Origin of the sequence: Agarilytica rhodophyticola (assembly GCF_002157225.2) — a bacterium.
Lineage (GTDB): Bacteria > Pseudomonadota > Gammaproteobacteria > Pseudomonadales > Cellvibrionaceae > Agarilytica > Agarilytica rhodophyticola.
The window spans coordinates 429,566-453,620 of the sequence record NZ_CP020038.1 but is presented as its reverse complement, the minus strand read 5'-3'; the positions used below and the strand labels follow the sequence as shown (position 1 = coordinate 453,620).

The following is a 24,055-nucleotide window of genomic DNA, read 5'->3' as shown; positions in this document are numbered from 1 at the left end:
TATAGCAACACTAATTTCACAAATAAACAAAACTTGGACTTGCTCATGAAAAACCTATTTAAACATGCTGGCGCCTTGCCATTCCTGATTGCGGTTTTCCTCAATGCTTTTGTCGACTTGGGTCATAAGATAGTCATCCAAAACACTATTTTCAAAATGTATGATGGCAAAGAGCAGGTCATTCTGACAGCTATCATCAATGGTTTGATTCTATTGCCATTTATCCTGTTATTTAGTCCAGCAGGCCATACTTCAGATCGCTACCCTAAGCACGCAGTCATGCAGAAGGCGGCATGGGCCGCGGTCTTCCTAACCGTAGGCATCACAGTTTGCTATGCCTTTGGCTGGTTCTGGATTGCCTTTGCAATGACCTTCCTGCTCGCGGCTCAGTCAGCGTTTTATTCGCCTGCCAAATTTGGCTATATCAGAGGCTTTTTTGGTAAACAACACTTAGCTGAAGCCAATGGTGTTGTGTCTGCTATCTCTATTATCGCAATTCTATCTGGCACCTTGGTGTTTTCTATCTTATTCGAGTCGATGTATCCAGAAGACCCAGCGAACACTTCTGAGATTCTAACAACATTGGTTCCTATTGGCGTGATTTTAGTGTTTAACAGTATCGTCGAACTAGTGATGATGTATCGTTTACCACAGAAGGATTACCCCGAGACGAGTGAAGCTTTCGACATTAAAGCCTACGCTTCTGGCAAGTTAGTTAAGCAAAATCTTCAACCCATATTACAGCGGGATATTATTCGTCTATCTATAATTGGTTTGGCAATGTTTTGGTCTATTGGTCAAGTCATGCTTGCCTCCTTCCCCGCTTTTGCAAAAGAACAGACTGGCGAAGTAAATACCATCGTTATTCAGGCTATTCTTGCATCGACAGGTTTGGGCATTGCTATAGGTTCCATCATTGCCAGCCGTGTCTCCAAAAATTATATCGAAACAGGCTTGATTCCTATTGGCGCAGCCGGAATTGCCATTGGTCTTTGGGTATTGCCAACTCTTACGAGTCAGCTGTTTATGGGACTGAGCTTTTTGTTTATAGGCACCATGGGAGGAATGTTTATCGTCCCTTTAAATGCCATGATTCAATTTTACGCCGAAGAAAAAGAGCTAGGGAAAGTACTAGCAGGAAATAACCTCATTCAAAATATTTCCATGTTGTTTTTCCTAGTGCTTGCAGCGGTATTTGCCTTCGCTGGCATAAGTAGTAAGCAGTTGTTATTTCTTACCGCAATATTTGCCGTTGTTGGCGGTTGTTATACAGTTTATAAGCTGCCCCAAAGCTTGGTGCGTTTCATACTGTCTTACCTTATGTCACGACGCTACCGCGTAAATGTGCAAGGTATGAAGAATATCCCCAGTAGCGGTGGCGTATTACTTTTAGGCAACCATATTAGCTGGATAGACTGGGCCATCGTGCAAATAGCAAGCCCTCGTCCTGTACAATTTGTCATGCTCAAAAGTATTTATGAGCGCTGGTACTTAACATGGTTCTTCAAACTTTTTGGCTGTGTACCCATTGAGCAAGGCCCCAATAGTAAGAACTCTCTCAACATTGTTACTGATCTACTAAACCAAGGGAATGTTGTGTGCTTGTTTCCCGAAGGCACTCTCAGCCGCACAGGCCACTTGGCAGAATTTAGACGTGGCTACGAACATGCAGCACAAGCAGCCGATGAAAATGTAGTGATTTTACCTTTTTATCTAAGAGGGCTTTGGGGTAGCCAATTTTCTCGCTCGTCAGAAAAATTAAAGCATCATAATAAAGCTGCCTGGAAACGAGATATTGTGGTTGCCTTTGGAGAACCCATAGACCGAATGACAACTGCTGATGTACTAAAACGACGCGTGTTTGATTTATCCATCAGTTCTTGGCAAAGCCATGCTAATACATTACCTACCTTGGCACATGCTTGGATAGAAACATCAAAACGTCAGGGAAGCGAAATGGCGATAGCAGATACTACCAGTGAACCATTATCTGCCTTGCGGGCCTTAACTGCGGCTATCGCCTTTAGCAAAAGAATTAAAAATATAAGTCCAGAACAAAACATTGGCCTGCTGGTACCTACTAGCGCAGGTGGCATGCTTGCCAATATGGCGACCTTGTTATTAGGCAAGACGATCGTCAATCTGAATTATACCGCCAGTACGCAAGCCGTAAAATCTGCTATCGAGCAGGCGGAGATTAAAACTGTTTATACCTCGAAGAAATTCTTAAAAAAGCTTGAAGCCAAGGGAATAGATTTAGCTGAAGCCTTGACTGCCAGCAAAGTAATTTATCTTGAAGATATAAAATCAGAAATCTCTAAAGCGGAATTTGTCACCACCTTCGCTCTGGTTAAAATTCTTCCAAGCTGGATACTTAAACCTTTGTATTGTCGCAAACAGAACAGTGATAGTACTGCTGCAATTTTATTTTCCAGCGGTAGTGAGGGTGCTCCAAAAGGAATAAAGCTCAGCCACGTTAATTTTATGGCTAACTTAAAGCAAATTTCAGATGTACTTAATATGGAAGATAAAGATGTGGTTATGGCATCACTGCCACTGTTCCATGCTTTTGGCCTGACAGTTACGCAATTTTTACCATTAATTGAAGGGCTCCCCTTGGTATGTCATCCTGACCCTACAGATGTAGTAGGGATTAGTAAGGCTGTTGCCAAATATCGAGCAACCATTATGTGTGGTACATCAACTTTCTTACGCTTGTACTGCCGTAACAGCAAAGTTCATCCATTAATGCTCAATAGCTTGCGCGTTGTTATCTCTGGAGCAGAAAAGCTTAATCCCGAGGTACGACAAGCATTTAAGTTAAAGTTCAATAAAGATATTTTCGAAGGTTATGGCGCAACAGAAACAACTCCTGTAGCCGGCGTTAACTTGCCCGATTCATTGGATATTAATTATTGGAAAGTACAGCTCGGTGGCAAAATTGGCACTGTGGGCATGCCTTTACCAGGCACCAGCTTTAAAATTGTAGACCCTGAAACTTGGCAGGAATTACCGACAGATACCGATGGTATGATATTGATTGGCGGCGCCCAAGTAATGCAAGGTTATCTTAATAATACAGAGAAAACCGAAGAGGTTATCAAATATATAAATAATACACGCTGGTATGTTACCGGTGACAAAGGACGTTTAGACAGCGATGGTTTTTTAACCATTGTCGATCGCTATTCACGCTTTGCCAAACTTGGTGGAGAAATGATAAGCCTTGCGGCTGTCGAGAATGCTATTTGTTCAAGTTTACAACAGCAGTACCCTGAACTAGAAGTGGTTGCGATAAACCTGCCCGATGACAAAAAAGGTGAGAAAATAATTCTCCTAAGTGATATTGATATTACATTAGCCGATGTGAAATCTGCTATGATAGAAAACGCTTGCAATACTTTGATGATCCCTTCACAAATATTACGAGTTGAAACGCTGCCCAAACTTGGTACGGGTAAGACAGATTTTTCTAAAGCAAAACTTATTGCCAAAGAGGCTTTTGCTTAATTTTTTAATCCGGTATGTTAATAGCTATTAATGTGCCGGATTAACTAACGGTTAAAGTTGAGTACACTTAAAACAGGGTCAATATGATGTTTTATTATTTTTCAATAGGCACTAATATTGAGCCGGAGCATAATGCGGTTAATATAGTCAAAATGTTAAGTCAACACTTTGGCCCTATAGTTATATATCCTTTCGTTTATACACAACCTCAAAATATTGTGAGTCAAAATGTTTTTCTTAACTCAATAGCAATTGCCTTTTCGCCAAAAAACGAAGTTGAAGTTAAAAACATTCTAAACTCTATAGAAATAACTTTGGGCCGTGACCGCAGCGATCCTCAAAGAAGTAAAAAGGATCGTGTGGCAGATATAGATATATTAGGTTTTTCGAAAGACCAAGATAACAATTTTCTTGATCAACAAAAAGAGCTTTATATTAAAGAAGTTATCGACACGCAATCTCACAGTGTCGATCTGACAAGCTTTGGCTTACCCTCGTCCAAGGGCCCTGCCACCGTCGACTTTGATACTACTTCCAGTCATATACGGATTTTGCAAAACGCCGCTGATAGCTTGATAGATTGGCATAAAGCCTCCCTCGTATTGCAATAGTGTTTCATCCAATACTTTTTGTTTTTGTTCTTCGCTATGACTCGGTAGGAACTTAATAGGACCGGGTTGAATAGCATTCACTCTTATACCTGGTGCGAATTTTTTGGCAAAACCTTTTGATAGGTTTTCTAAAGCGGCTTTGGTAGAGCAGTAGAGGATATAATCTGAATTAGGATTATCTGCGTATATATCTGTTACGTGAATTATATTACCAGGGTTATCATCATCGTAAAGAAGATCAGCTAAACCAAAATTTAACTGTGCAGGCAAACTCATGTGAATTTCAAATAATGAGTGATAGTTTTCAGCAGAGTAAACACCCTCTAAACTATCTTTCTCAAATACGGAACTGTTGTGAACAATTGCAAACAGCTTATCTTCTGTGGACTTTATATTCTCTATTGCAGACTGCACAGAGCCTGTTTGGTAGTTCTGCACTTCAATAATACGCAGCGACTCGTCACGTGCTAAATCCCTTAGTTCGGAAGATGAAGAGCGAGTTAAAGCCAATACCTGATAGCCGCTCCCTAAAAAATTACGACACAGAAAAAGCCCTAGCCTCCGGCTGGCACCCGTTATAAGAATCTTACCTTTATTCATTTTTAAATTTTTACCATGTAAACTATTTCATTTAGCCCCATAAGGATGCATGAGCCAAACTTCGGGCAGCTGACGCCTGCTAATATAACTAAACAAGCTCTAGTTTACGATGATTTAAAACTTCGTGCGAGTATTCATACACCACAAAGTATTGAGCACAACCATTATTATGCCCGGGGAAATAATGCTGTATATTGTATTGGCAATTGGAATTAACGAAAATATAAATGCTAGTGCTAAAGCTGCAAAGCCCATATGACATTGTCATATAAGGTTTTGCAACATTTCCTTTCGACTAAAAATCATATCGCGATAGGTATTAGCGGTACCTGTGTCGAGCTTACCATCAAGCAATTTGAGTCTTTCAAACTGTCGTTCTAAACAAGAAATTTCCCTTTTCAATTGGCTAATAAGCGCGTCGCTATCGTTAAAATTCCTATTTTCCAATAATTTCGGTCTAAGTCTTGTCATTGTTCACTCATACCTTAAACATACTACTTTAATCGCTCAGGTAAAATTTCGGAGCTGGGCAAATATTAATAGCATATCTTGGTATACATTAGTTAAACAAAATTATATTTAGTCGTCGAATTCCTTTCATTGACTCAAATTGTGATATTTTTTTTGTGTGGCATTTTTTTCAAAAAAAACAACAAAAACTTTTTATTTTAAAAGAGTAAAAAAAGCGTATTTTTACGAATAAATTAGGCTTTTTAACGAATTAAAACGAATTTTTAATTACTTGTTTTTATCGTTATTTTTTAAATAAAACTAAGAGCTTTATACCTAAATCGCTTATCAAGAGCCCCCGAGCAGGGCAAATCTGATTAGTTAGCCAAGAAATTCCAATCATAGGTCTTATCGCCACAGGCAATAAAATAAGGGTTTAACAGATTATCTTTGGTATTATATTTTAATGGCGTTAAATTTAATTGATAAACTACACCACCAGCAGCTTCAAGCACAGCCTGGGCAGCGGCGGTATCCCATTCGCATGTAGGAGCCATACGCGGATATACGTCAGCAACACCTTCAGCCAGCAAACAAAATTTTAGTGAACTACCAATCGAACGCCTGGATACTTTAGCGATGTTACTTTCTAGGTCAGAAATAATCTTGTTAGTGGCATCGTTACAGTGGTTAATACTGGCAACAACCTCAATGGCTTGACTCTCTTGCAGCCGTTGTTCAAGGTTTCTTGTACGAATACTACAACGTTCAGAATCGACAGTTTTAAAGGCTCCTTCGCCAACAATACCGCCATAAATAGTATGTGAAACGGGGACATAAACAATTCCCATTTTGACCCTATTTCGCTCCACTAGAGCGATATTTATCGTAAATTGATGATTACGCTTAATAAATTCTTTAGTGCCATCAAGGGGATCAACTAACCAATAGCACGACCAATTTTTTCTCTCTCTGTAAGGCGCAAGCTCCATTTCCTCAGTGATAATCGGGATGTCTGGTGTTAATGCTTGTAGGCGCGAATAAATAATGCTGTTAGCAGCGAGATCCGCTCTGGTCACAGGAGAATCGTCTGACTTAGTTGCTACATCAAAGCTATCGCTTCCATAATAAACATCAAGTATTGCCTTAGCGGCTTCACTGCATATAGGAATAAGTTGATCAATAAGCTCATTGTAATTAAGAGGAGATAGCGGTTGCTCAGGCATTATTGTGCATCCAGTCACGAGCCATGTAGAGCGCAGCAATGGTGCGTGCCTCAGAAACGTTTTCCAATGCCGTAATTGCCGGGATATCATCAATAGAGAACGGACAAACCCGCATCGGTTCTGGTTCATCACCTTCAAGCTTTTCAGGATAGAGGTCTCGCGCTAGCACAATCTGAGTCTGGTGTTGCATGTAATTAGGTGACTGAGATAAGCAACTTAGCATGTCCAACTTTCTCGCACCGTAGCCAGCTTCTTCCTTAAGCTCTCGATTCGCCGCTTGAATATGGTTTTCGCCAGGGTCAACACGTCCTTTAGGCAGGCCTAGCTCATAGCGTTCTAAACCAATGGCAAACTCTTCAATCAGAAGCACAGTTTTGTCATCCAGCATAGGCACAATAATAACGGCAGCTGTTTGGCCAGACTTGAGATATTGGTAGGTTCTCCTTTCACCATTGCTGAATTCAAGATCAACTCTATCAACTTTGAATAGGTGGCTACCATCCACTTCTTGGCGAGTGAGAATTTTGGGGGGTTGAGGCATAATAGTCTCCTAAGACTGGTGGTAAATTAGCACCTGTTAACTAATATAACTGGGCATTATACCGTTTATGATTGATTGGCAAACGATAGATACCGTACTTTTAGACATGGATGGCACCTTACTTGATCTGCACTTTGATCATTATTTCTGGTTTCACCATCTACCAGAACGTTATGCCCAGGCCCATGGAATAAGTGCTGAAGAGGCGCAAGAGTACTTAGTGGCGAAGATACGCGAATATGAGGGAACGCTGCAATGGTACTGCTTAGATCATTGGTCACAGCTTACACAAATGGATATGGCCCAACTCAAGGGAGAAATACGCCATAAGATTAAAGTTCGCCCCTTCGCAGAGCAATTTCTTATTCGTTTGAAAGATATGGGCAAAAAACTCGTATTAATCACTAATTCTCATCCTATAGGCTTGGAAATTAAGCTAGATGTCACCAATATAGATAAATGGCTTGATATTGTTATTTCCTCGCATGAATTCCAAACACCGAAAGAAGAACAAGCGTTTTGGCACCAGTTGATCGAAAAAGAATCTTTTGATAGGTCTCGTACAATATTTATTGACGATACACCGCGCATACTGCGCAGTGCACAAACTTTTGGTATAGAGCATCTCGTATGCATTACTTCTCCTGACAGCATGCGACCTTCGCACTTGCCCGAGGAGTTTCTGGGTATAGAGCACTTTGAGCAAATTATGCCTTAGGTGATTGTCGAGAAGCTATTGAATACGATTCAAGATAAATACCTAAACACTTGTATTACAAACCGTTACTTTAAATAGAGCTTATGAGCGATTCACCAACGAAACTACGCATAGATAAATGGTTGTGGGCGGCACGCTTTTTTAAGACCAGATCGATAGCCAAACATGCTATTGAGGGTGGTAAAGTGCGCTTGGATGGCAACCGAATAAAGTCCAGTAAAGAGGTAGAAGTCGGTAATGTTTTGACTATACGCCAAGGCTGGGACGAGAAAACTGTGCGTATTTGCGGCTTATCGGAGCAACGCAAAGGTGCGCCTGAGGCACAAAAACTTTATCAAGAAACACAAGAAAGTCTCGAACAAAGAGAAAAACGAACAGAAGAACGCAAGGCTTTTGGTGCAACAGCACAAACACCAACTAAGCCGAACACCAAAGAGCGGCGTCAGTTACAGCGTATAAAACGCGAGATACTGGACGAATAAGGAAAAACATGAGTACCAACGATTACATTAACCGATTTCTATTTGATGACACAGATATTCGTGGAGAAATTGTCGCCATCGAAGATACTTTTCAGGCAGCTTATCAGCACCAAACTTTTCCCAAAGCACTGACACCAATATTCGGTGATTTTTTGGCTGGTGCGGCCTTACTGGCCGAAGTTTTAAAATTTGAAGGCACACTAACCCTACAAGCCAGAGGACAGGGCAATGTGGCGCTGATTATGGCGGAAACGAACCATGAGGGACACTTGAGAGGTATTTTGCGGCTACAACCTGACGCCGATTCAAGTGCTATGTCATTCGATGATATTAGCTTACCTCAATTGCTGGGTAATGGCGTACTAACAATCACCATCGAGCCAAACAAAGGCAAGCGCTATCAAGGTATTATTGCGATTACAAACAATACGCTTGCCGAGTGTTTGCAAGACTATTTTAGTAACTCGGAACAATTGCCTACACAAATCCAGCTTTATAGTGATGCAGGCCGCTGTGGTGGCTTATTTTTACAATGCTTGCCAAAACAGTTGGTCACTGATGAAGAGAAGCGTGAAGACTTATGGCAAACAGCCAAACAGCTGGCTATGACATTATCAGCAAAAGAATTATTTGAGCTGGAAAATGAACAAGTACTGTTACGTTTGTTCCACGAAATGCAGTGCCGCGTTTTCGATGCAAAACCGATTGTATTTAGGTGTAGTTGCAGTAAAGAACGCAGCGGCAATGCGCTCAAATCTATCGGCTATGATGATGCACAAGCTTTACTACAGGAAAGGGATATTATTTCTATAGACTGTGAATTTTGTGGCAAGGTTTATCATTTTGGAGAAAAAGATCTAGACGAAATTTTCGAGCGTAAAAATAATCTACTCCACTGATCGTATAAGCTTAATGATGGGCGATTAAGTACTTGCTAAATCTAGTTACTCTACAATTATAAGGCGCTGTTTTTGATAAATAATAATGTAAATTTGCTGGAAAAAAATCGCCAAGTTTATGATAGTTTGTGGGATGGCGCCTGGCTATTAGAAGCCCATCATTACAATACCTGGCCGCTTGTCAACAGTTTGTTAAGCCAGCATTCTCGTCGTTTAGAAGTAGCGCCTGGTTTGAGACCTCGTCTTCCAATCGACAACACGCATTTTGTCGATATTAGTTTTGCAGCGCTCGATACTTTAAAGCAAAATGGTGGTAAAACAAGTATCGCATCTATATGCAATTTACCTTTTGAAAACAATTCTTTCGACCTAATATGTGCCCTCGATATTATTGAGCATGTAGAAGATGATGAAGCGGCTATTTCAGAATTATCTCGAGTCGCCGCCGATGAGACCACTTTATTATTATCTACTCCTCTGCACGAGAAATGGTGGACACCTTTTGACGATTTTGTTGGACATTATCGCCGCTACGAACCATCGCATTTAATCAAACTTTTAAAAGATAATGGATTCGAAGTACAAAAAAGTGCGATATTCGGCATGAAACCTAAATCATCGCGAATAACAGATATCGGCATGTGGTTTTTAAAGAATGATTCTAAAAGAGCTATGTGGTGGTACAACCGTATTTTCCCCTATGTTGCCCGCCGTCAAAAACCTTTAGACCTTATGGATGGTTTGCCTAATATGAATGATATTGGTGAAATTTTTTTAGTTTGCAAAAAATGCTAATCATAAAAAGTAATGACTAAATAAAAAGTTACAACCTCTTGTAAAAAGGTAGAAAATTTATTAATGAAAGACGCCACTACTCAATTAAAATATGCTTTTGAAAAAGTACTGCAATCGCCTATTGAAGAGTGGCAAGTTATCGCTGACCAGTTTCATTATAAAAAAATTGCGCCCGGCGAACACTGGATAAAAGCTGGTGATAATTGCCGAAGCTTATGTTTTATTCTTGAAGGTTTGCTGCGAGTTTATTATATTGATCAATCAGGACAAGAGTTTAACCAACACTTTTACCAAGAAAATGAAGCCTTAGCTCCAGTAAGTGCCATCGTTGCTGATGAGCCCAGTCAAATATATGTACAAGCACTTGAACCTACACACTTACTTGAAGCCGACTACCAATCGCTCTGTAAAATAAGTACACGAAGCCCCGACTGGCTTCGCTTAGAAATAAAGCTTATGCAAGAAGTCTTTATTAAAAATGCTCGCAAAGAAGCAAAACTCCTACTGGGCAACGCGGAACAACGATACCGTTGGTTCCATCGAGAATATCCCCAACTCTGTGCCAAACTAACCCAATACCATATTGCTTCCTTCCTAGGTATCACCCCTGTATCCCTTTCACGGTTAAGAAAAAAAATCGAATTATAATAATTCAGATAGCTTGCTCAAAAAATATAGTATTCTACTTCGATAGCCAGTCAAAAAACTGGATGAGCCTGTATTAAAAAAACGGCACAGCTATTGCTCTACACATGTATATCGGTCATTTCAGGAGGTAAGATATGCATATTACTGGTACACAACACACATATAACCTGGCACACCATAATCAGGCGGCAACTATTTCACCTAAACATTCCTCAAGCGGCAGACTATTGCCGCAACATGTAGAAGTAAGTAATGCAACTACCGAGTCTAATAAAGCAATATCTACCAGTGAGGTGCGAGAGAAGTCTACATCACCAGAAGTGCACAGCGATACAGTTTCTATCAGCAGGACAGCACAGCAAGCAGAAACGAAGTGGCAAGAAATATCGGATAAATATAATGTAACCAATATTTCAGGTCATGAGGTAATGGCAATGGCAAAGGAGCTTTATGACAATAATCTTATCTCGGGCAGTGAAATGCTGGATATGTTTCGCCCATCGGGAATCAATGAAGACTTAAGTGCGCCACGTAATCATTTAGAGAATATGCGTAACGACCTTGAAATGATGAAGCAATATGGCAATAACTCTCACCAAGCCATTCAGTCAGCCAGTAAAATTGTTAATATATTACAACGCATTGGGTAAGAGCCAATGCGTTGTAATAATAATTTATCGAATGAATACAGAGTCGCTCCAAAACCCAAAAGGAAAAGCTATTGAGTTTGCAGACACGTTTACCTGCCCACTTACATTTGTAGGCCCAAAGAAATCGAATTGATGTAAAAACCCTGTTACTGTTTGGCCAGCACTACACTGAGATAAATTTGATCCGCATCGTGGAGTTGAAGATGTAGCCGCTACACTTGAACCTGCAAAGGTAGCATTGTTGGTATTACCGTACCCAAATTGGAAAACATAAACTCTTACCTGACCGCCACCATGATCCTCATTCGTTGAAAATTGGTTGGCAAGAACCTCATCTAGGAAGGGATAACTGACTGAAACTACAGCAGCAATTTCAAAGTAAGAAATGCCAGGGGCTGGGCCCATTTTATTTAAATTTGCAGCGAGATTTTCCTTCTTGGAAAAATCAGATTCTAATATTGATGCATCTATATCAACTCCCGCTAAATCTGAGGGTGATAAATAAAACGGGTCATCTTGAATGATATCTAACTGATTCGGAACATTTTTAACAACGCCTGCTTCAATATCGGCTGCCATTACATTGGTAGAAAAAACACTGCTTATCACAACTAAAATCAAAGTTAATAATGTATTTTTCATAGGATCATCCTTAAAGTAATTACAGGTATTTTATGACATTGCGTTTTCACGCGAAGAAAATCCTAGCATAGGTATATTTATAGTGTGATGAGTCTTACGACTTTATCAAAGCGCTTTTAGCAACATTATTAAAATGGCAAAAACTAGCTATCGTTTTTAAATAAATCTTTCAAGTGATAAGGCGTGGAGTAGATGGTTTGGACGTCACCCGGGATTTGCTATTCTCTGGTAAATCATCAATGACATAATTTTGCGAATGCTTAAAGCTCTTGAACATGACTCTCGAAATGCCCATAACAATATATCTATGTAACTAGAGGCGTCTTATTTATTGTCGGCTTAACATCTCTTAGAGCAAGCAAGAGCTATTAATATTGGAGGTTTATACTTGATAATAATGAATAAGTGTGGAGACAAGTAGCAGCTCATCTTTTTCGAAATTAAGCTAAATAACATTAAGCATTAATGTATCTTCAGCAAGGCTATTCGTAGAATAAAAATAATGGTGGTTCACTGCATTTAAATTTATTATGACAACTAAAACTTTTATAACTAAGACTTATCAACTGTAAGTAAATAGTCAAAAGAATACGTTCATTCTGCTTTTCTAAATATGGACGTCTAACTATCGACAAGAGATATAAAATGAAGCTCAAATTGAGCTTCATTTGATAAACCCATTCTTCTCTTCACTAGGGTCTACTAACACCAATGTAATAAGATAAGAATTCTAAATTTCAGCAGCTAACCTTGTACCTTGATCAATAGCACGCTTAGCATCAAGTTCCGCCGCTATATCTGCACCACCAATTAAATGATAAGGCTTATCTAAGCCCTCTTCTAATTCACGCAGAGGTTCTTGACCAGCACAAATAATGACATTATCTACATCCAGGATAACATCCTTCCCTCCAACGCTTACATGCAGGCCTTCATCGTCTATTTTTTGGTAAACACAACCAGGCATCATATTGACACCTTTGTGTTTTAATTCCATACGATGAATCCAGCCAGATGTTTTGCCTAAGTCCGCGCCAACTTTTTTCTCTTTCCTTTGCAGCAAATAAACTTCTCTTGGCGAAGGACTTACTTGCGCCTCAACGCCTTCGATTCCTCCACGGGCTTTTAGCGTCATATCCACACCCCATGATTTCATAAAAGCTTCGATATTTTGACTTTTGGATTCACCTTCATGTGTTAAGTACTCGCAGACATCAAAGCCAATACCACCAGCACCAATAACAGCTACTTTTTTGCCAACAGTTTTTTTGTGTTTAAGAACATCGAGGTAATTTAACACTTTAGCGTGTTCAATCCCTGCAATTTCCGGTGTACGAGGTTTAATACCCGTCGCAATAATTACTTCATCAAAGTCAGCTTGATTTAAATCTTCAGCCGTGACACGCGTATTGAGAAGTACTTCAATGTTATTGAGTTCTATTTGTTTATTAAAATAACGTATTGTTTCATAGAACTCTTCTTTGCCTGGAATCAATTTAGCAATATTAAATTGGCCACCGATCTCACTGGCAGAGTCAAACAAAGTAACTTTATGGCCTCTCTCGGCAGCGGTAACCGCAAAAGCTAAACCTGCAGGACCTGCACCGATCACAGCTAATTTTTTATGCTGTTCACTGGAACTGATAATTAATTCTGTCTCATGACAAGCACGTGGGTTCACTAAACAACTGGTCATCTTGCCTACAAACACATGATCAAGACAAGCTTGGTTGCAACCAATACACGTATTAATTTCATCACTACGGCCCTGCTCGGCCTTTTCAACAAAGAATGCATCGGCTAGAAATGGTCGTGCCATCGACACCATATCTGCATCGCCACGCCCCAAAACTTCCTCTGCAACTTCAGGCGTGTTAATACGGTTAGATGTGATGACTGGAATATTAAGAGCGTCGCGGAATTTAGCGGTCACCCAAGTAAACGCTGCCCTTGGGACTTTAGTGACAATGGTCGGAATACGTGCCTCGTGCCAGCCAATCCCTGTATTGATAATAGTGGCACCGGCTTTTTCAATGGCTTTGCCAAGCTCTAATACTTCCTCATAGGTACTGCCACCCTCTACTAAGTCGAGCATAGAAAGGCGATAAATAATGATAAAATTTTCGCCCACACGCTCTCGTGTTCTGCGCACAACTTCAACCGCCAAGCGCATACGATTTTCGTATTCACCGCCCCAGCGATCATCTCGATGATTTGTTCGACGAGCCAAAAACTGATTAATAAAATAGCCTTCTGAGCCCATTATTTCGACGCCATCATAGCCGCCCACTTGAGCATATGCAGCCATTTGCACTATGTCATTAATTTGTTTTTCGATGCCATCTTCGTCGAGTTCATTGGGTACGTAAGGATTGATAGGTGCTTGCACAGCAGATGGGGCTACCGAATTTGGATTAAAAGCGTAGCGACCAGTATGCAATATCTGCATGCATATTTTACCGTCTTCCTTATGTACAGCGTCAGTAATAGTTTTATGCTTGAGCGCATCCTCATCGTTTTTAAGCAGTTTTGTCATAGGGTGGGTAGCACCTTCTGCATTGGGACCAAAACCACCAGTCACAATTAGACCAACGCCTCCACGGGCGCGTTCAGAGAAAAATGCCGCCATACGTTCGATACCATCGTCTTGCTCCTCCAACCCCGTATGCATAGATCCCATCAAGACACGATTTCTAAGGGTAGTGAAGCCTAGATCTAGAGGTTCCATTAACTTGGGAAAATGAGGGTTAGCGGTTGCCATAAATTTCTCCAATGAGGTTTATTATTGTTAGGAATATACGTAACGAGACGAGTTAACAATTTTCCTGAGCGAGACGCAATCCGTCCTTATCATTTGTTAATTTTGAGCATATTTTTGTTAGCGTCTTTTGTCAAAGTAGGGGGTACTACACAGCTGGAGAAGAGTTTATATGACGCTTAAACCATCCAAAAGAGAAGTATCTTTGAGATATTACACGAGCAGGGACTTATGATGTAATCAACAAGTCTATTTGTTAGGGCCTATAGACAAACCCTAACTGGCTAAAGAAAAAAGCGCTTTATTAGTTTACATAACGTTGGCATAGGCCATTTGGATGGCCGTAATATCTGGAATATAAAACTCTTCCATACCGACTTTAACCGCCATGACATCAAAAGGTCGACGCGAACCTTCTTCATTTTCGGCGATATCATCTTCGGCGATACGAGCCATACGAGGAATACCTTGTGTGTGGATACCAATAAAAGGTACTTGCTGGCTGGCCCCAGCGCTATTGAGAATAGCGATACGACCATCGGGATTAAGCTCAGCTTCACCCAAGCCATTGAGGTTCTCGATTGAAATAACAGGTACTTGGATACCTCGCCATGAATATAAACCCATCAGCCATTTGGGTGCTCCACTGGCATCGTCTAATGCTTTTACTACGCTCATTTCCGCCACAGTAGTCGTAGGAACCAATAGTGCGTGCCCTTTCATAGGCAGTAGCATGCATGGAATTTCTTTGTCAGATGTGGTGGTTGTAGCAACAGGATTTTCACTCATAGCTGGACTCTTTATCCTTAGAACTTACAATTGATCGACTATTATAATTAGCAAAATGATGAGCCAGTTGCTCAGGCGTGCCTGAAAAGCTCACACAGTCTGTATTAGTGACTTCTCTTGGCATGGAGTCGACGGCACAACTCTCCAATGATTGTACCCATACCTGGCCACCGGCGTGTTTTATCATCGGACAGGTTTTAGCACCATCATTACCCATACCCGAAAATACGATCACACCACTATTTTTACCATAGTGTCGCCAAATCTTAGCCACAATATGATCCACAGAAGGCTTGTAAGGCCCATTCCATACAGTATTGGTAGGCGTCATTACACCAATGTCACTAAATTCAAGTTCAGACGAAGGCGACACCAAGTAAATACTTTTTTCACAAATAATATTGGGCTTTGTGCAATAACTTACCGCCCAGTGAGTATTACGGCCTATGGTTTTCAGCAGGTTATCAGCCATGTATTCATCCATGTGCTGCACATAGATAAAGGCTATATTTCCGATATCTTCAGGCACTTGCTTAATAAATGCCATAACCGCTTCTACACCACCTGCGGACGCAGCTAAAACCCAGACATAAGAAGCACGTTTTAAGCCTATGGAATCTTCTTTTGTCTGCGATACACAAGCCTCTATTTTCTTTGAAAAACGTTTGGCTCGCTCTTCAATGTCCAAAGAAGAGTAGGATTCGGCTTCATCATAGATCACCGTGACATTCATATTATCAAGGTAATCAAAAAACATTTGTGCGCACTCATCTTCCATATCGACACGCACAACCCAGACATCAGCCTCAGCAAGTCTCTCTAGGTTATCAGGGCGTGTTAGCAAAGCAGAAGAAACATGAAAGGGTGTATGCTTTACAATCGCCTGCAAATTATTTAGCTGAATGCTGCTATCTGCTAACAAGCCTATATTTAGCGACGACACATAACACCTCGGTCACTATTTTTGTCCACTCTTTTTGTCCAAAATTTCAGAGATGGCTTCGAGTAGAATGTCTTCTTGATAAGGCTTACCTAAATAGTTATTAACCCCAAGGCTTAGCGCATGCTCTCTATGCTTATCACCGGTTCTTGAGGTAATCATAATGATGGGTAGTCCTTCCCAGCGCTTGGTAGTACGAACAGTTTTTGCTACTTCGAAACCATCCATACGAGGCATCTCGATATCAAGTAGCATAAGATCTGGCAACCCCTCTTGTAATAAGCGCAGCGCATCCACGCCGTCTTTTGCAGTAATCACCTCAAAACCTTCACGTTCCAGGAAGCGAGTCGTTACTTTACGTACCGTTACCGAGTCATCCACTACCATAATCTTGCGAGTGCCACTTTCTTCCTGTACTTCAACAAGTGCTTCGGCTTTTTCTTCTTCGATTTGTAAACTGGCTTGAGCAATCTCCTGGCGAACCAGGGCGTGGGGGTCGAGAATGACCACAACCGAGCCATCCCCCATCACAGTAGCGCCAGATAACCCAGGCACACTGCTGAACTGTTGACCGAGGCTTTTCACCACGATCTCCCGGCTTCCCAGTACCGCATCAACTTGCAGTGCCATGGTATGCTCGGCGGATCTTACTAACATTACCGGCAATGGCAACACATGACCTTCTAAAACAGGTTTAGAGCCGGCATACAATAAGGAGCCGAGATAACGCACATGATAATTTTCATTGGCGTATTCAAACTGCGCTTCCGGACTTGCGTAATAATGCTCCAGTTCAAATGGGCTTACACGCACAATACCTTCGATAGAGCTTAGCGGAACAGCATAGTGATCCTTACCAATCTCCACCATCAGTGCACGGTTAACCGACAGAGTAAATGGTAAACGTATAATAAACTCAGTCCCTTTACCCCAAGAGGAATTGATTTTCACTGAGCCGCCAAGCTGCTTAATTTCAGCACTGACCACGTCCATACCAACACCACGACCGGAAATCTGCGTTACGTTTTCTGCCGTACTGAAACCTGCATGCAAGATAAACTGCATAATGTCGTAATCACTAAGCTGAGCATCAGGCGCCATCAGCTCGCGCTCGATCGCCTTTTCTTTAACCCGCTTAAGATCCACACCACGACCATCATCAGCAAGGCGGATAATGACATCACCCCCCTCACGGGCAAGGGTAAGTACAATGCGGCCAGATTCTGTTTTACCTGCTGCCAAGCGCTCTTCAGGGGACTCAATACCGTGATCCACAGCATTACGCAGCATGTGCTCGAAAGGCGGCACCATGCGTTCAAGCACAGAACGGTCTAGTTCACCTTCAACATTATCCAACTCAAAGCTGACGTTTTTGCCTAGTTCGGCAGAAACCTGCCTTACGATTCTACGCAGACGCGGCACCATACGGGAGAATGGCACCATGCGCGAGCGCATCAACCCTTCTTGCAAGGTAGTATTAATACGTGACTGCTGTAATAGTAAAGTTTCCGTTACTCTCAGCTTATCACCGAGATCGGTTTTCAAGTCCGTCAAATCCGAAGCTGATTCTATCAACGAACGAGACAGCTGCTGTAAATGGGAATAACGGTCCATTTCCAGCGGGTCAAATTCGTCGTGTGCCTCCATCTGTTCCTGACGGAAGAGAATCTGTGCTTCTGTTTCAATATCGAGACGACGAAGCTGATCTTGCAAACGGCTAAGCGTTGAATCAACTTCCTCTAGGGCAAAGCCAAAGTCATTGACATACTGCTCAAGGCGACTTCGGTTAATCGATGTTTCACCTGCGAGGTTTACCAATTCTTCCAGAAGTTCTGCCGACACCTTAACAACTTCTTGCGGACCGGCCTTTTTAATAGCGACGCTTGCTGCAGCCTGCTGTCCGCCGCCACTACCACCACCAATGGTCGGCATGGTGAACTCATGACTTTCAGGCTCTGTTGTAGGAATTGGCTTAGTCTTAGGCTCAAACTTAACGACATTATTAGTATCTGGCTCATCACTTGCCGGATCGGGCTTACCAGCCTCGGCATGATCAAGGTCGACTGCTTCTGTTAAGGTGGGTAATTCTTCTATGTTCGAGTCAGCCTCGGTCACAGGAGCAGGAGCGGTACTTGCTTCCTCAGCAACACCGATTGCCGAATCGTAGTCACTTTCGATAAACGTTTTAACGGCTCTGGTTGCCGATAGTATTTTATCTTGGAAACCGTGAATTTTATTAAAGAAATTTTGATCAACGCCGGAAAGATCTTCCCCCATATCGATCAACATACTTTCGTAATCGTGGGTAAGATCGCCAAACTTGGTTAGACCAGACAAACGCGCACCGCCTTTTAAGGTATGCAGAATACGTTTAATCTCTTCTAAACTTTCGCTATCAGACCAATTTGACTGCCATGCGTGGATCGCTTCATCGAGCCCTTCGGATAGTTCTTCGGCTTCCTCTAGGAAAATTTCTAAAATATCCTGGTCAAAATCTTCTGACTTAGAGTCAATATCGTCTAGTAAACCTGGAATAACACCAACATTGCCCTCAAGTTCTGCCGCCACTTCAACAGCTGGCGTTTCTGCGCTCGGCTCATGAGCTTGCTCTTGGATCGGTGGATGTGCCTCTGCCTCTTCAACAGTTGCGTTTTCATCTTCCACAATAACGCTATCTTCGAGGCTATCTTGCTCACTTATGGCCTGCTCTTCTTCGAGGGTAAGGATGCTATCATCAACTGCACTCATTCCTTCGTGAAGAATATCATCTTCAAGTTCTAAGGAATCGACATTAGTGACAGTATCAGCCGGTTCTTCAAAGCCTTCAAAGGACAGTTCTAAGTCTTCTGTTTCAAGGTCATCAACAATACTTGGCTGCTCTAATGTAGCAACAGCATCTAAATCAGGCGCGTCGGCTTGTTGATCCAGCTCGTCAAGTTCAGATTGCGATTCAACTTCAGAACTAAGTTCAACTTCTTCGATATCGGAGTCGCTATTAATCTCTTCAAGAATTTGAGTTTCTGGTTCGCTGGTATCGTCACTAATATCAGCCAAATCCATACCGGCCATTTCATTGCCGATATCGAAGCTTTCATTCATCAACTCAATATTTGGTGTATCGCTATCAACGGAGTCTATCGATGGTTCTAGACTACTAAGCGCACTCGCACCTAATCCTGCAGCCACCGCTCCGGTAATAGAAATATCATCGTCTGCTCCATCAAGCTCCATACCTAAAGACATAGGTGCTGAGTCTTCAAGTGCGTTGCCTTGATCTTCTTGTTCGAGAGTTGAAGATTCTTGTTCGAGAAGAGTTGAAGACTCCGATTCAGGAGCGGAAGTCTCTTGTTCAGGAACATAAGCCTCTGCTTCAAGAGCTGAGGGCTCTTCTTGTTGTGAAGCTGAGGGCTCTGGTTCAGAAACTGAAGTCTCTGGTTCAGAAGCTGAGGGCTCTGCTTCAGGTGTTGGAGAAGAAATATCACTTTGCTCTGCGATGGGTGACGCCTCAGCAATTTCCGGACTGATGCTTTCTACATCAACAGTGGCAAAGTCTTGGCTTTCAGGGTCTATATCTATCAGTTCAACATCTTCAGATAAGGTATCTTCAGACTCAGTCTCTAGTTCATAGCTTATTTCCGTTTCTTCAATAAGAGGCGAATCTTGCTCTGATGTAAGCTCGACTACAATTGACGTATCGTCTTCAGCTAGAGGCTCTTGTTCACTATCAGGCTCTTCAAATAAAGTATCTTCTGAAAAGAAGTTTTCTAAAGACTCTTCGCTGCCATCTTCTTCGTCAATAAGAAGCTGAGGCAACTCAGTATCTTCTGAAGCTGGAGTATCATAGTTTGCAGCAACATCCTCAGGTTCGCTGTTAGCCGCTTCTAAATCAATCAGCTCTACCTCTGCGACATTGTCTAAAGCTGGTATCACTGGTTCTTCAGCTATAGCTTCGTCTGCAAGTGTCTCCGGCGCAATTTCAATATCATCAGCGCTATCCGCATCGGGCTGTTCAACAAGATAAGTAGCTTCTGAAACTTCAGCTTCTTCTTCAACGAAGCTAATATCTTCGGCAGCATCAGCACCTTCTTCAACAAGACTAATATCTTCAACGCTGTCGATTTCTTCTTCAGCAAAACTAGTCTCTTCGATACTATCAGCGTCTTCTTCAACAAGACCGATAACCTCAACGCTCGGAACTTCCTCTTCATCTTGTTCAACGACAACAGTGCTGGCTTCTTCATCAACATTTATCTGCTCGTCTTCTACAGCTGCAGCATCGGCCTCATCTACAATTGCAAAATCTTCTGCACTGGCGATCAATGCATCAATAGCGTCCGTCAGTGAGCGCGGAGGGGCAACCACATTTTGTCCCGCAGCGACTGCATCAACCATGGCCAGAAGAGATTCGTGACCACTGTGCATCAACGAGAAGAATTCTTCTCCCGTGGCAATTTTGTTACCTAAAGCTAATTTATATGAATCGTTAAGGGCTCGACTTAAAAGTGCCATATCTAGCAGATTAGCTTGCTGTGCACCCTGCTCCAATATCGACAGCTCTTTGACCATGCTTTTCAAGCTTTCGTCACAGCGTCCTTCACAACTGCCATCCGCCTGCCAGCGATCCAACAATTGATCGGCTTCAAGCAAGAGTGCCATCTCTTCTGCCATCAGCAGTGATAGCATGCGTGGATCTACTTTTTTCTGGCTGGTATGGGTAGGAGCCCGTCCAGACTCCAAGAAGCCAAGCGCTAACTCACGCAGCTCATTGGTACGGGCAACAAACTGCTCGACCTTAGGAATTAGCACAGGTTGCCCAGATTCGATAAGCCCTAAGCCTTGACGGATATAGTCCACAGCATCGCGAATCAGCTGCAATATGTCTTCGTCAACACGCACCTGGAAGGTTATCAACTCTTTTGTAAAATGTTCTAAAGGCTCGGTAATCTCAGCGATTGGCCAAATTTGAGCCATCTTGGCACTACCTTTCAGAGTGTGCAAAGCTCGTTGGAGTGCGTCGGAGGGTATGGAATAGAGCGGTGCGTCTTGCTCCATACGCCTTATGAAATCTTCAATAGTGACAAGGTGAGATATCGACTCTTGAGAAAAGATCTCTTGCAACACACCATCAAAGTCTGAGTCTTCATCGTCTGCTGCAGCCTCACTAACAGGCTCTTCATTATCTGCAGCTTGAAGTTCTTCGCTTGCTTCTGGCGCGGCAACCATTTCAGGTTCGGCGGAGACTTCAGATTCTTGCGGTGCAGGGGCTGCATCTGCTGCTGAAGTTTTAGCAGTATCAAAGGCAGGCAGTGGATGTGCTAGCTCTTCAGGTAAATTACCCTCTGCCAAGCTATTGGCCCATGCCTCATATTGATTTGTCAGCTCTTTATACGGATTTACCTTACGATTTTCGAAAGCGTTCAGCAGCGTTGGAACAATAGCGATAACAGCATCAATAATATTGAAGACATGTGCCTGGGCTTTAATCGTATGATCGATAATACGATTGAGCATATTTTCAATCGACCAAGCCAACTCTCCAATATCAAAGGCTTCAACCATTCTTCCACTTCCTTTAAGGGTGTGGAATGCGCGTCGAACCACAACCAGCGAATCTTGATCCGTTGGTTTTTGTCTCCATTGAGGGAAGTATTCGCCAAGAGTTTCAAGAACTTCTCCCACTTCTTCGACAAAGATTTCAATAATTTCTTCATCGATATCACTTTCAAATTCTTCTTCGGCTTCACCGGCAACTTCCGCTTGCGCAGGCTCAGCTGCTGCTTGATCTTCAATTGCTACCTCTGGCTCAACGATATCTTGCTGAGGCGTTTCTTGCTCAGCACTAGCAGGCAATTCCGCATGATCTAATTGTTCTTGTTCTATAACCTCTGGTTCGTTTACTGGCGCTGACTCTTGAGCCACAGCGTCATCCCTATGCTGCACGATAGGCTCTGCTTGTTCCGTTTCTGCTACTTGTGTTTGCAGCGTTTCTTGCGACGTTAGCTCAACTGGTGCTTGCTCAACCTCATCCATGGTTTCTTCTTGCACATCAGGTAGCGCTTCATGGCTAACATCAGTATCAACGACAGCCACAGGCATTTGTATTTCGTAACCGAGGCTGGCAACACCTTCCTCGGCAATATCCAACATGTCATCAGAGTCTTCATACATATCTTCCATGAGTCTTTCAAGATAAGCTTCAACACTGACAAAAACGTCGGCAAGTGATTGCTGCGTTTCAAAGCTGGGAGGATTTTCGGAGCCAAGTAAGCGTTCCTGAATAAAATCCGAACATGAAGCAATAATGGCCGCAGGTCTGCGCAGGGGTATCATGTTTAGACCGCCGCGAATCTCGGTCAAAATTGTTCCTACATTTTCAAGATGCTTCTTATCCCAGTTGTAGGAGATATAATCGATGATGGCATCTTTAGAGCGTTGTAAACCAGAAGCACATTCTTTAATAACCGCAGCTTTTGCGCTGTCGATTTCTACTTCTCTCTCATCCACCTGACTCAAGTCATCGTGGCGGCCAGCGGACTTAGCAATAGCTCTTAGGCGATGTTCTATATCAATGATGTTACTCGCCGTTTGCATTAACTCTGCTTCGTCGATGATGTTGGCATCACTGATTTTTTCAAGACGTTCACTTTGCTCGATCATCTGCTTGCGCAAATCACCAATGCCGAGAACAGCCAGAGTATCTGACACACGTTTTACAATGGGCAGAACTTCTTTTAAGTCGGCTGATGAACCGGTACCTGATAAAGAAATATCAAGCACTCTTTTGACATTTGTTAGCTCATCTTGCAAAGCCACAACAACCGAGCGAATAGCTTCGGCATCAGGGGCTTGCAGCATGTCGCTGGAGCCAGCACCAGAATCATCTTGGTTGGCTCCCATCAAGGCGCCATTGAGTTTGTACTTTTGCTTGACCAGGGCAACTTTATCACTGCCATCTTCGGAGCGAGCAACGTAAAAGAGTAAGTTTTTGAGTAAAGACTCTCGGGGAGGGATATCGAAAGCTGCTGGAGCTTTCTCTCCTATAATGCGCAGTTCTCTTGCGATATAGCGCAGTAGACCTCTTACCGCGACGGTGAATTCAACATCGTCTCTTTTCAGAGCATCGACTAAAGCTGCCGATACCTCCCATATAGGAAAGCTTGCAGTACCCTGAGAAATTAATTCCAGGCGAGAAAAAACTTTATCGAGATAGGTGAGGTTCTCTTCAACTTTAATACCACGCAATACGCTAGCAGCGGCAAACTGGTACATCTCACGAAGCTTCTTAAGTACCTGTAAAAGCTTTTGCCGATCTGAGAGCACCGCGTGTTTTTCACCTGTGACCTTGCCAATACTGCTAAGGTCAGGAGAAAAGAGGTTGGTTTCACTGAGGTAACTTTGCTTGCGCACAGCTCTTAAATCGTTAAGCAGCGGCATTACCTGTGCGGGATTATCGTCTTTCTTTGTTTTTACATATTCAATAAAAATAGGAAGTTGTAACAGACCGCGCATCAGTACTTCTTGCGCTTCTGGAATATTGGAGACTTCATTCTCCATGATAGCTTGGGCTGCCTGCTCCATTTCTTCGGCGAGTAAAGCTGCGCCATGGAACTCAACCATTTGCAACGACCCATGAACCTGGTGGATATGCGTTAAGCAAAAGCGAATACGAGTCGAATCTTTGGGGTCTTCGACATAAGCCTCGAGCGCTTGGCGAGCCTCTTTCAAGGTATCAAAGATTTCGCCAGCCACCCAGTCTAAGGCTGCAAAATTGCGCTTATCTCCCATAACGGGTCCCT

16 protein-coding genes and 1 pseudogene are annotated in these 24,055 nt (G+C 42.4%); 8 read left to right on the top strand and 9 right to left on the bottom strand.

The window, feature by feature from the left end; genetic code table 11:
• The first annotated feature begins 45 nt into the window (after nt 1-45).
• On the top strand, nt 46-3,510 hold the full coding sequence (locus tag BVC89_RS01895; protein WP_086929610.1) for an acyl-[ACP]--phospholipid O-acyltransferase: 3,465 nt from the start codon (nt 46-48) through the stop codon (nt 3,508-3,510).
• Nucleotides 3,511-3,593: 83 nt separating this feature from the next.
• Nucleotides 3,594-3,887 (top strand): annotated as a pseudogene (locus BVC89_RS30670) (2-amino-4-hydroxy-6-hydroxymethyldihydropteridine diphosphokinase); the annotation flags it as partial.
• 111 nt (nt 3,888-3,998) lie between these two features.
• On the opposite strand, the gene BVC89_RS01885 reads toward BVC89_RS30670, so the two are convergent.
• From BVC89_RS01885 to nudE, 4 genes are all read right to left on the bottom strand, one after another.
• Nucleotides 3,999-4,721 carry an SDR family oxidoreductase gene (locus BVC89_RS01885; RefSeq protein ID WP_086929608.1) on the bottom strand — a complete coding sequence of 241 codons (723 nt, stop codon included), beginning with the start codon at nt 4,719-4,721 and terminating at the stop codon, nt 3,999-4,001.
• Nucleotides 4,722-4,985: 264 nt separating this feature from the next.
• Nucleotides 4,986-5,192, bottom strand: a complete 207-nt coding sequence (locus BVC89_RS01880) for a hypothetical protein (RefSeq protein WP_086929607.1) — start codon at nt 5,190-5,192, stop codon at nt 4,986-4,988.
• Nucleotides 5,193-5,548: 356 nt separating this feature from the next.
• Nucleotides 5,549-6,397, bottom strand: a complete 849-nt coding sequence (gene cysQ, locus BVC89_RS01875; RefSeq protein ID WP_086929606.1) for a 3'(2'),5'-bisphosphate nucleotidase CysQ — start codon at nt 6,395-6,397, stop codon at nt 5,549-5,551.
• Nucleotides 6,390-6,938 (bottom strand): ADP compounds hydrolase NudE, encoded by a 549-nt coding sequence (gene nudE / locus BVC89_RS01870; RefSeq protein ID WP_086929605.1) that lies wholly within the window; start codon nt 6,936-6,938, stop codon nt 6,390-6,392. Before nudE ends, cysQ begins: the two co-directional genes overlap by 8 nt.
• A 67-nt stretch (nt 6,939-7,005) precedes the next feature.
• On the opposite strand from nudE, the gene yrfG reads away from it, so the two are divergent.
• The 6 genes from yrfG (at nt 7,006) to BVC89_RS01840 (ending at nt 11,130) form a co-directional block, all read left to right on the top strand.
• Nucleotides 7,006-7,656: a GMP/IMP nucleotidase gene (yrfG, locus tag BVC89_RS01865; protein WP_086929604.1), complete on the top strand. Its 651-nt coding sequence runs from the start codon at nt 7,006-7,008 to the stop codon at nt 7,654-7,656.
• Between the two features lie 83 nt (nt 7,657-7,739).
• Entirely contained in the window at nt 7,740-8,138 is a 399-nt protein-coding gene (locus BVC89_RS01860; RefSeq protein ID WP_086929603.1) for an RNA-binding S4 domain-containing protein, read from the top strand.
• Between the two features lie 8 nt (nt 8,139-8,146).
• Nucleotides 8,147-9,037, top strand: coding sequence for an Hsp33 family molecular chaperone HslO (hslO, locus tag BVC89_RS01855; protein WP_086929602.1), 891 nt, complete (start codon nt 8,147-8,149; stop codon nt 9,035-9,037).
• Between the two features lie 72 nt (nt 9,038-9,109).
• A complete protein-coding gene (locus tag BVC89_RS01850; RefSeq protein ID WP_216825071.1) occupies nt 9,110-9,832 on the top strand; it encodes a class I SAM-dependent methyltransferase in 723 nt (240 codons plus the stop codon).
• A 63-nt stretch (nt 9,833-9,895) separates the two neighbouring features.
• Entirely contained in the window at nt 9,896-10,480 is a 585-nt protein-coding gene (locus BVC89_RS01845; RefSeq protein WP_086929600.1) for a Crp/Fnr family transcriptional regulator, read from the top strand.
• Between the two features lie 134 nt (nt 10,481-10,614).
• Nucleotides 10,615-11,130, top strand: coding sequence for a hypothetical protein (locus tag BVC89_RS01840; protein WP_086929599.1), 516 nt, complete (start codon nt 10,615-10,617; stop codon nt 11,128-11,130).
• Between the two features lie 24 nt (nt 11,131-11,154).
• Here the strand turns inward: BVC89_RS01840 and BVC89_RS01835 are convergent, their stop codons facing one another.
• The 5 genes from BVC89_RS01835 to BVC89_RS30255 all read right to left on the bottom strand — a co-directional run bounded on the left by BVC89_RS01835 (nt 11,155) and on the right by BVC89_RS30255 (nt 24,044).
• Nucleotides 11,155-11,772: a DUF4879 domain-containing protein gene (locus tag BVC89_RS01835; protein ID WP_086929598.1), complete on the bottom strand. Its 618-nt coding sequence runs from the start codon at nt 11,770-11,772 to the stop codon at nt 11,155-11,157.
• Between the two features lie 730 nt (nt 11,773-12,502).
• On the bottom strand, nt 12,503-14,533 hold the full coding sequence (locus tag BVC89_RS01830) for an NADPH-dependent 2,4-dienoyl-CoA reductase (RefSeq protein WP_086929597.1): 2,031 nt from the start codon (nt 14,531-14,533) through the stop codon (nt 12,503-12,505).
• Between the two features lie 306 nt (nt 14,534-14,839).
• The gene (locus BVC89_RS01825) at nt 14,840-15,319 is read right to left on the bottom strand and encodes a chemotaxis protein CheW (protein WP_086929596.1); all 480 of its coding nucleotides are present in this window, start codon (nt 15,317-15,319) and stop codon (nt 14,840-14,842) included.
• Nucleotides 15,312-16,262 carry a chemotaxis protein CheB gene (locus tag BVC89_RS01820; RefSeq protein WP_086929595.1) on the bottom strand — a complete coding sequence of 317 codons (951 nt, stop codon included), beginning with the start codon at nt 16,260-16,262 and terminating at the stop codon, nt 15,312-15,314. Before BVC89_RS01820 ends, BVC89_RS01825 begins: the two co-directional genes overlap by 8 nt.
• A 15-nt stretch (nt 16,263-16,277) precedes the next feature.
• On the bottom strand, nt 16,278-24,044 hold the full coding sequence (locus tag BVC89_RS30255; RefSeq protein ID WP_086929594.1) for a hybrid sensor histidine kinase/response regulator: 7,767 nt from the start codon (nt 24,042-24,044) through the stop codon (nt 16,278-16,280).
• Nucleotides 24,045-24,055 lie beyond the last annotated feature (11 nt).

Coding starts and splice junctions, on each gene's coding strand:
- BVC89_RS01895 (WP_086929610.1), top strand. CDS start 46: ATGAAAAACCTATTTAAACATGCTGGCGCCTTGCCATTCCTGATTGCG.
- BVC89_RS01885 (WP_086929608.1), bottom strand. CDS start 4,721: ATGAATAAAGGTAAGATTCTTATAACGGGTGCCAGCCGGAGGCTAGGG.
- BVC89_RS01880 (WP_086929607.1), bottom strand. CDS start 5,192: ATGACAAGACTTAGACCGAAATTATTGGAAAATAGGAATTTTAACGAT.
- cysQ (WP_086929606.1), bottom strand. CDS start 6,397: ATGCCTGAGCAACCGCTATCTCCTCTTAATTACAATGAGCTTATTGAT.
- nudE (WP_086929605.1), bottom strand. CDS start 6,938: ATGCCTCAACCCCCCAAAATTCTCACTCGCCAAGAAGTGGATGGTAGC.
- yrfG (WP_086929604.1), top strand. CDS start 7,006: ATGATTGATTGGCAAACGATAGATACCGTACTTTTAGACATGGATGGC.
- BVC89_RS01860 (WP_086929603.1), top strand. CDS start 7,740: ATGAGCGATTCACCAACGAAACTACGCATAGATAAATGGTTGTGGGCG.
- hslO (WP_086929602.1), top strand. CDS start 8,147: ATGAGTACCAACGATTACATTAACCGATTTCTATTTGATGACACAGAT.
- BVC89_RS01845 (WP_086929600.1), top strand. CDS start 9,896: ATGAAAGACGCCACTACTCAATTAAAATATGCTTTTGAAAAAGTACTG.
- BVC89_RS01840 (WP_086929599.1), top strand. CDS start 10,615: ATGCATATTACTGGTACACAACACACATATAACCTGGCACACCATAAT.
- BVC89_RS01835 (WP_086929598.1), bottom strand. CDS start 11,772: ATGAAAAATACATTATTAACTTTGATTTTAGTTGTGATAAGCAGTGTT.
- BVC89_RS01830 (WP_086929597.1), bottom strand. CDS start 14,533: ATGGCAACCGCTAACCCTCATTTTCCCAAGTTAATGGAACCTCTAGAT.
- BVC89_RS01825 (WP_086929596.1), bottom strand. CDS start 15,319: ATGAGTGAAAATCCTGTTGCTACAACCACCACATCTGACAAAGAAATT.
- BVC89_RS30255 (WP_086929594.1), bottom strand. CDS start 24,044: ATGGGAGATAAGCGCAATTTTGCAGCCTTAGACTGGGTGGCTGGCGAA.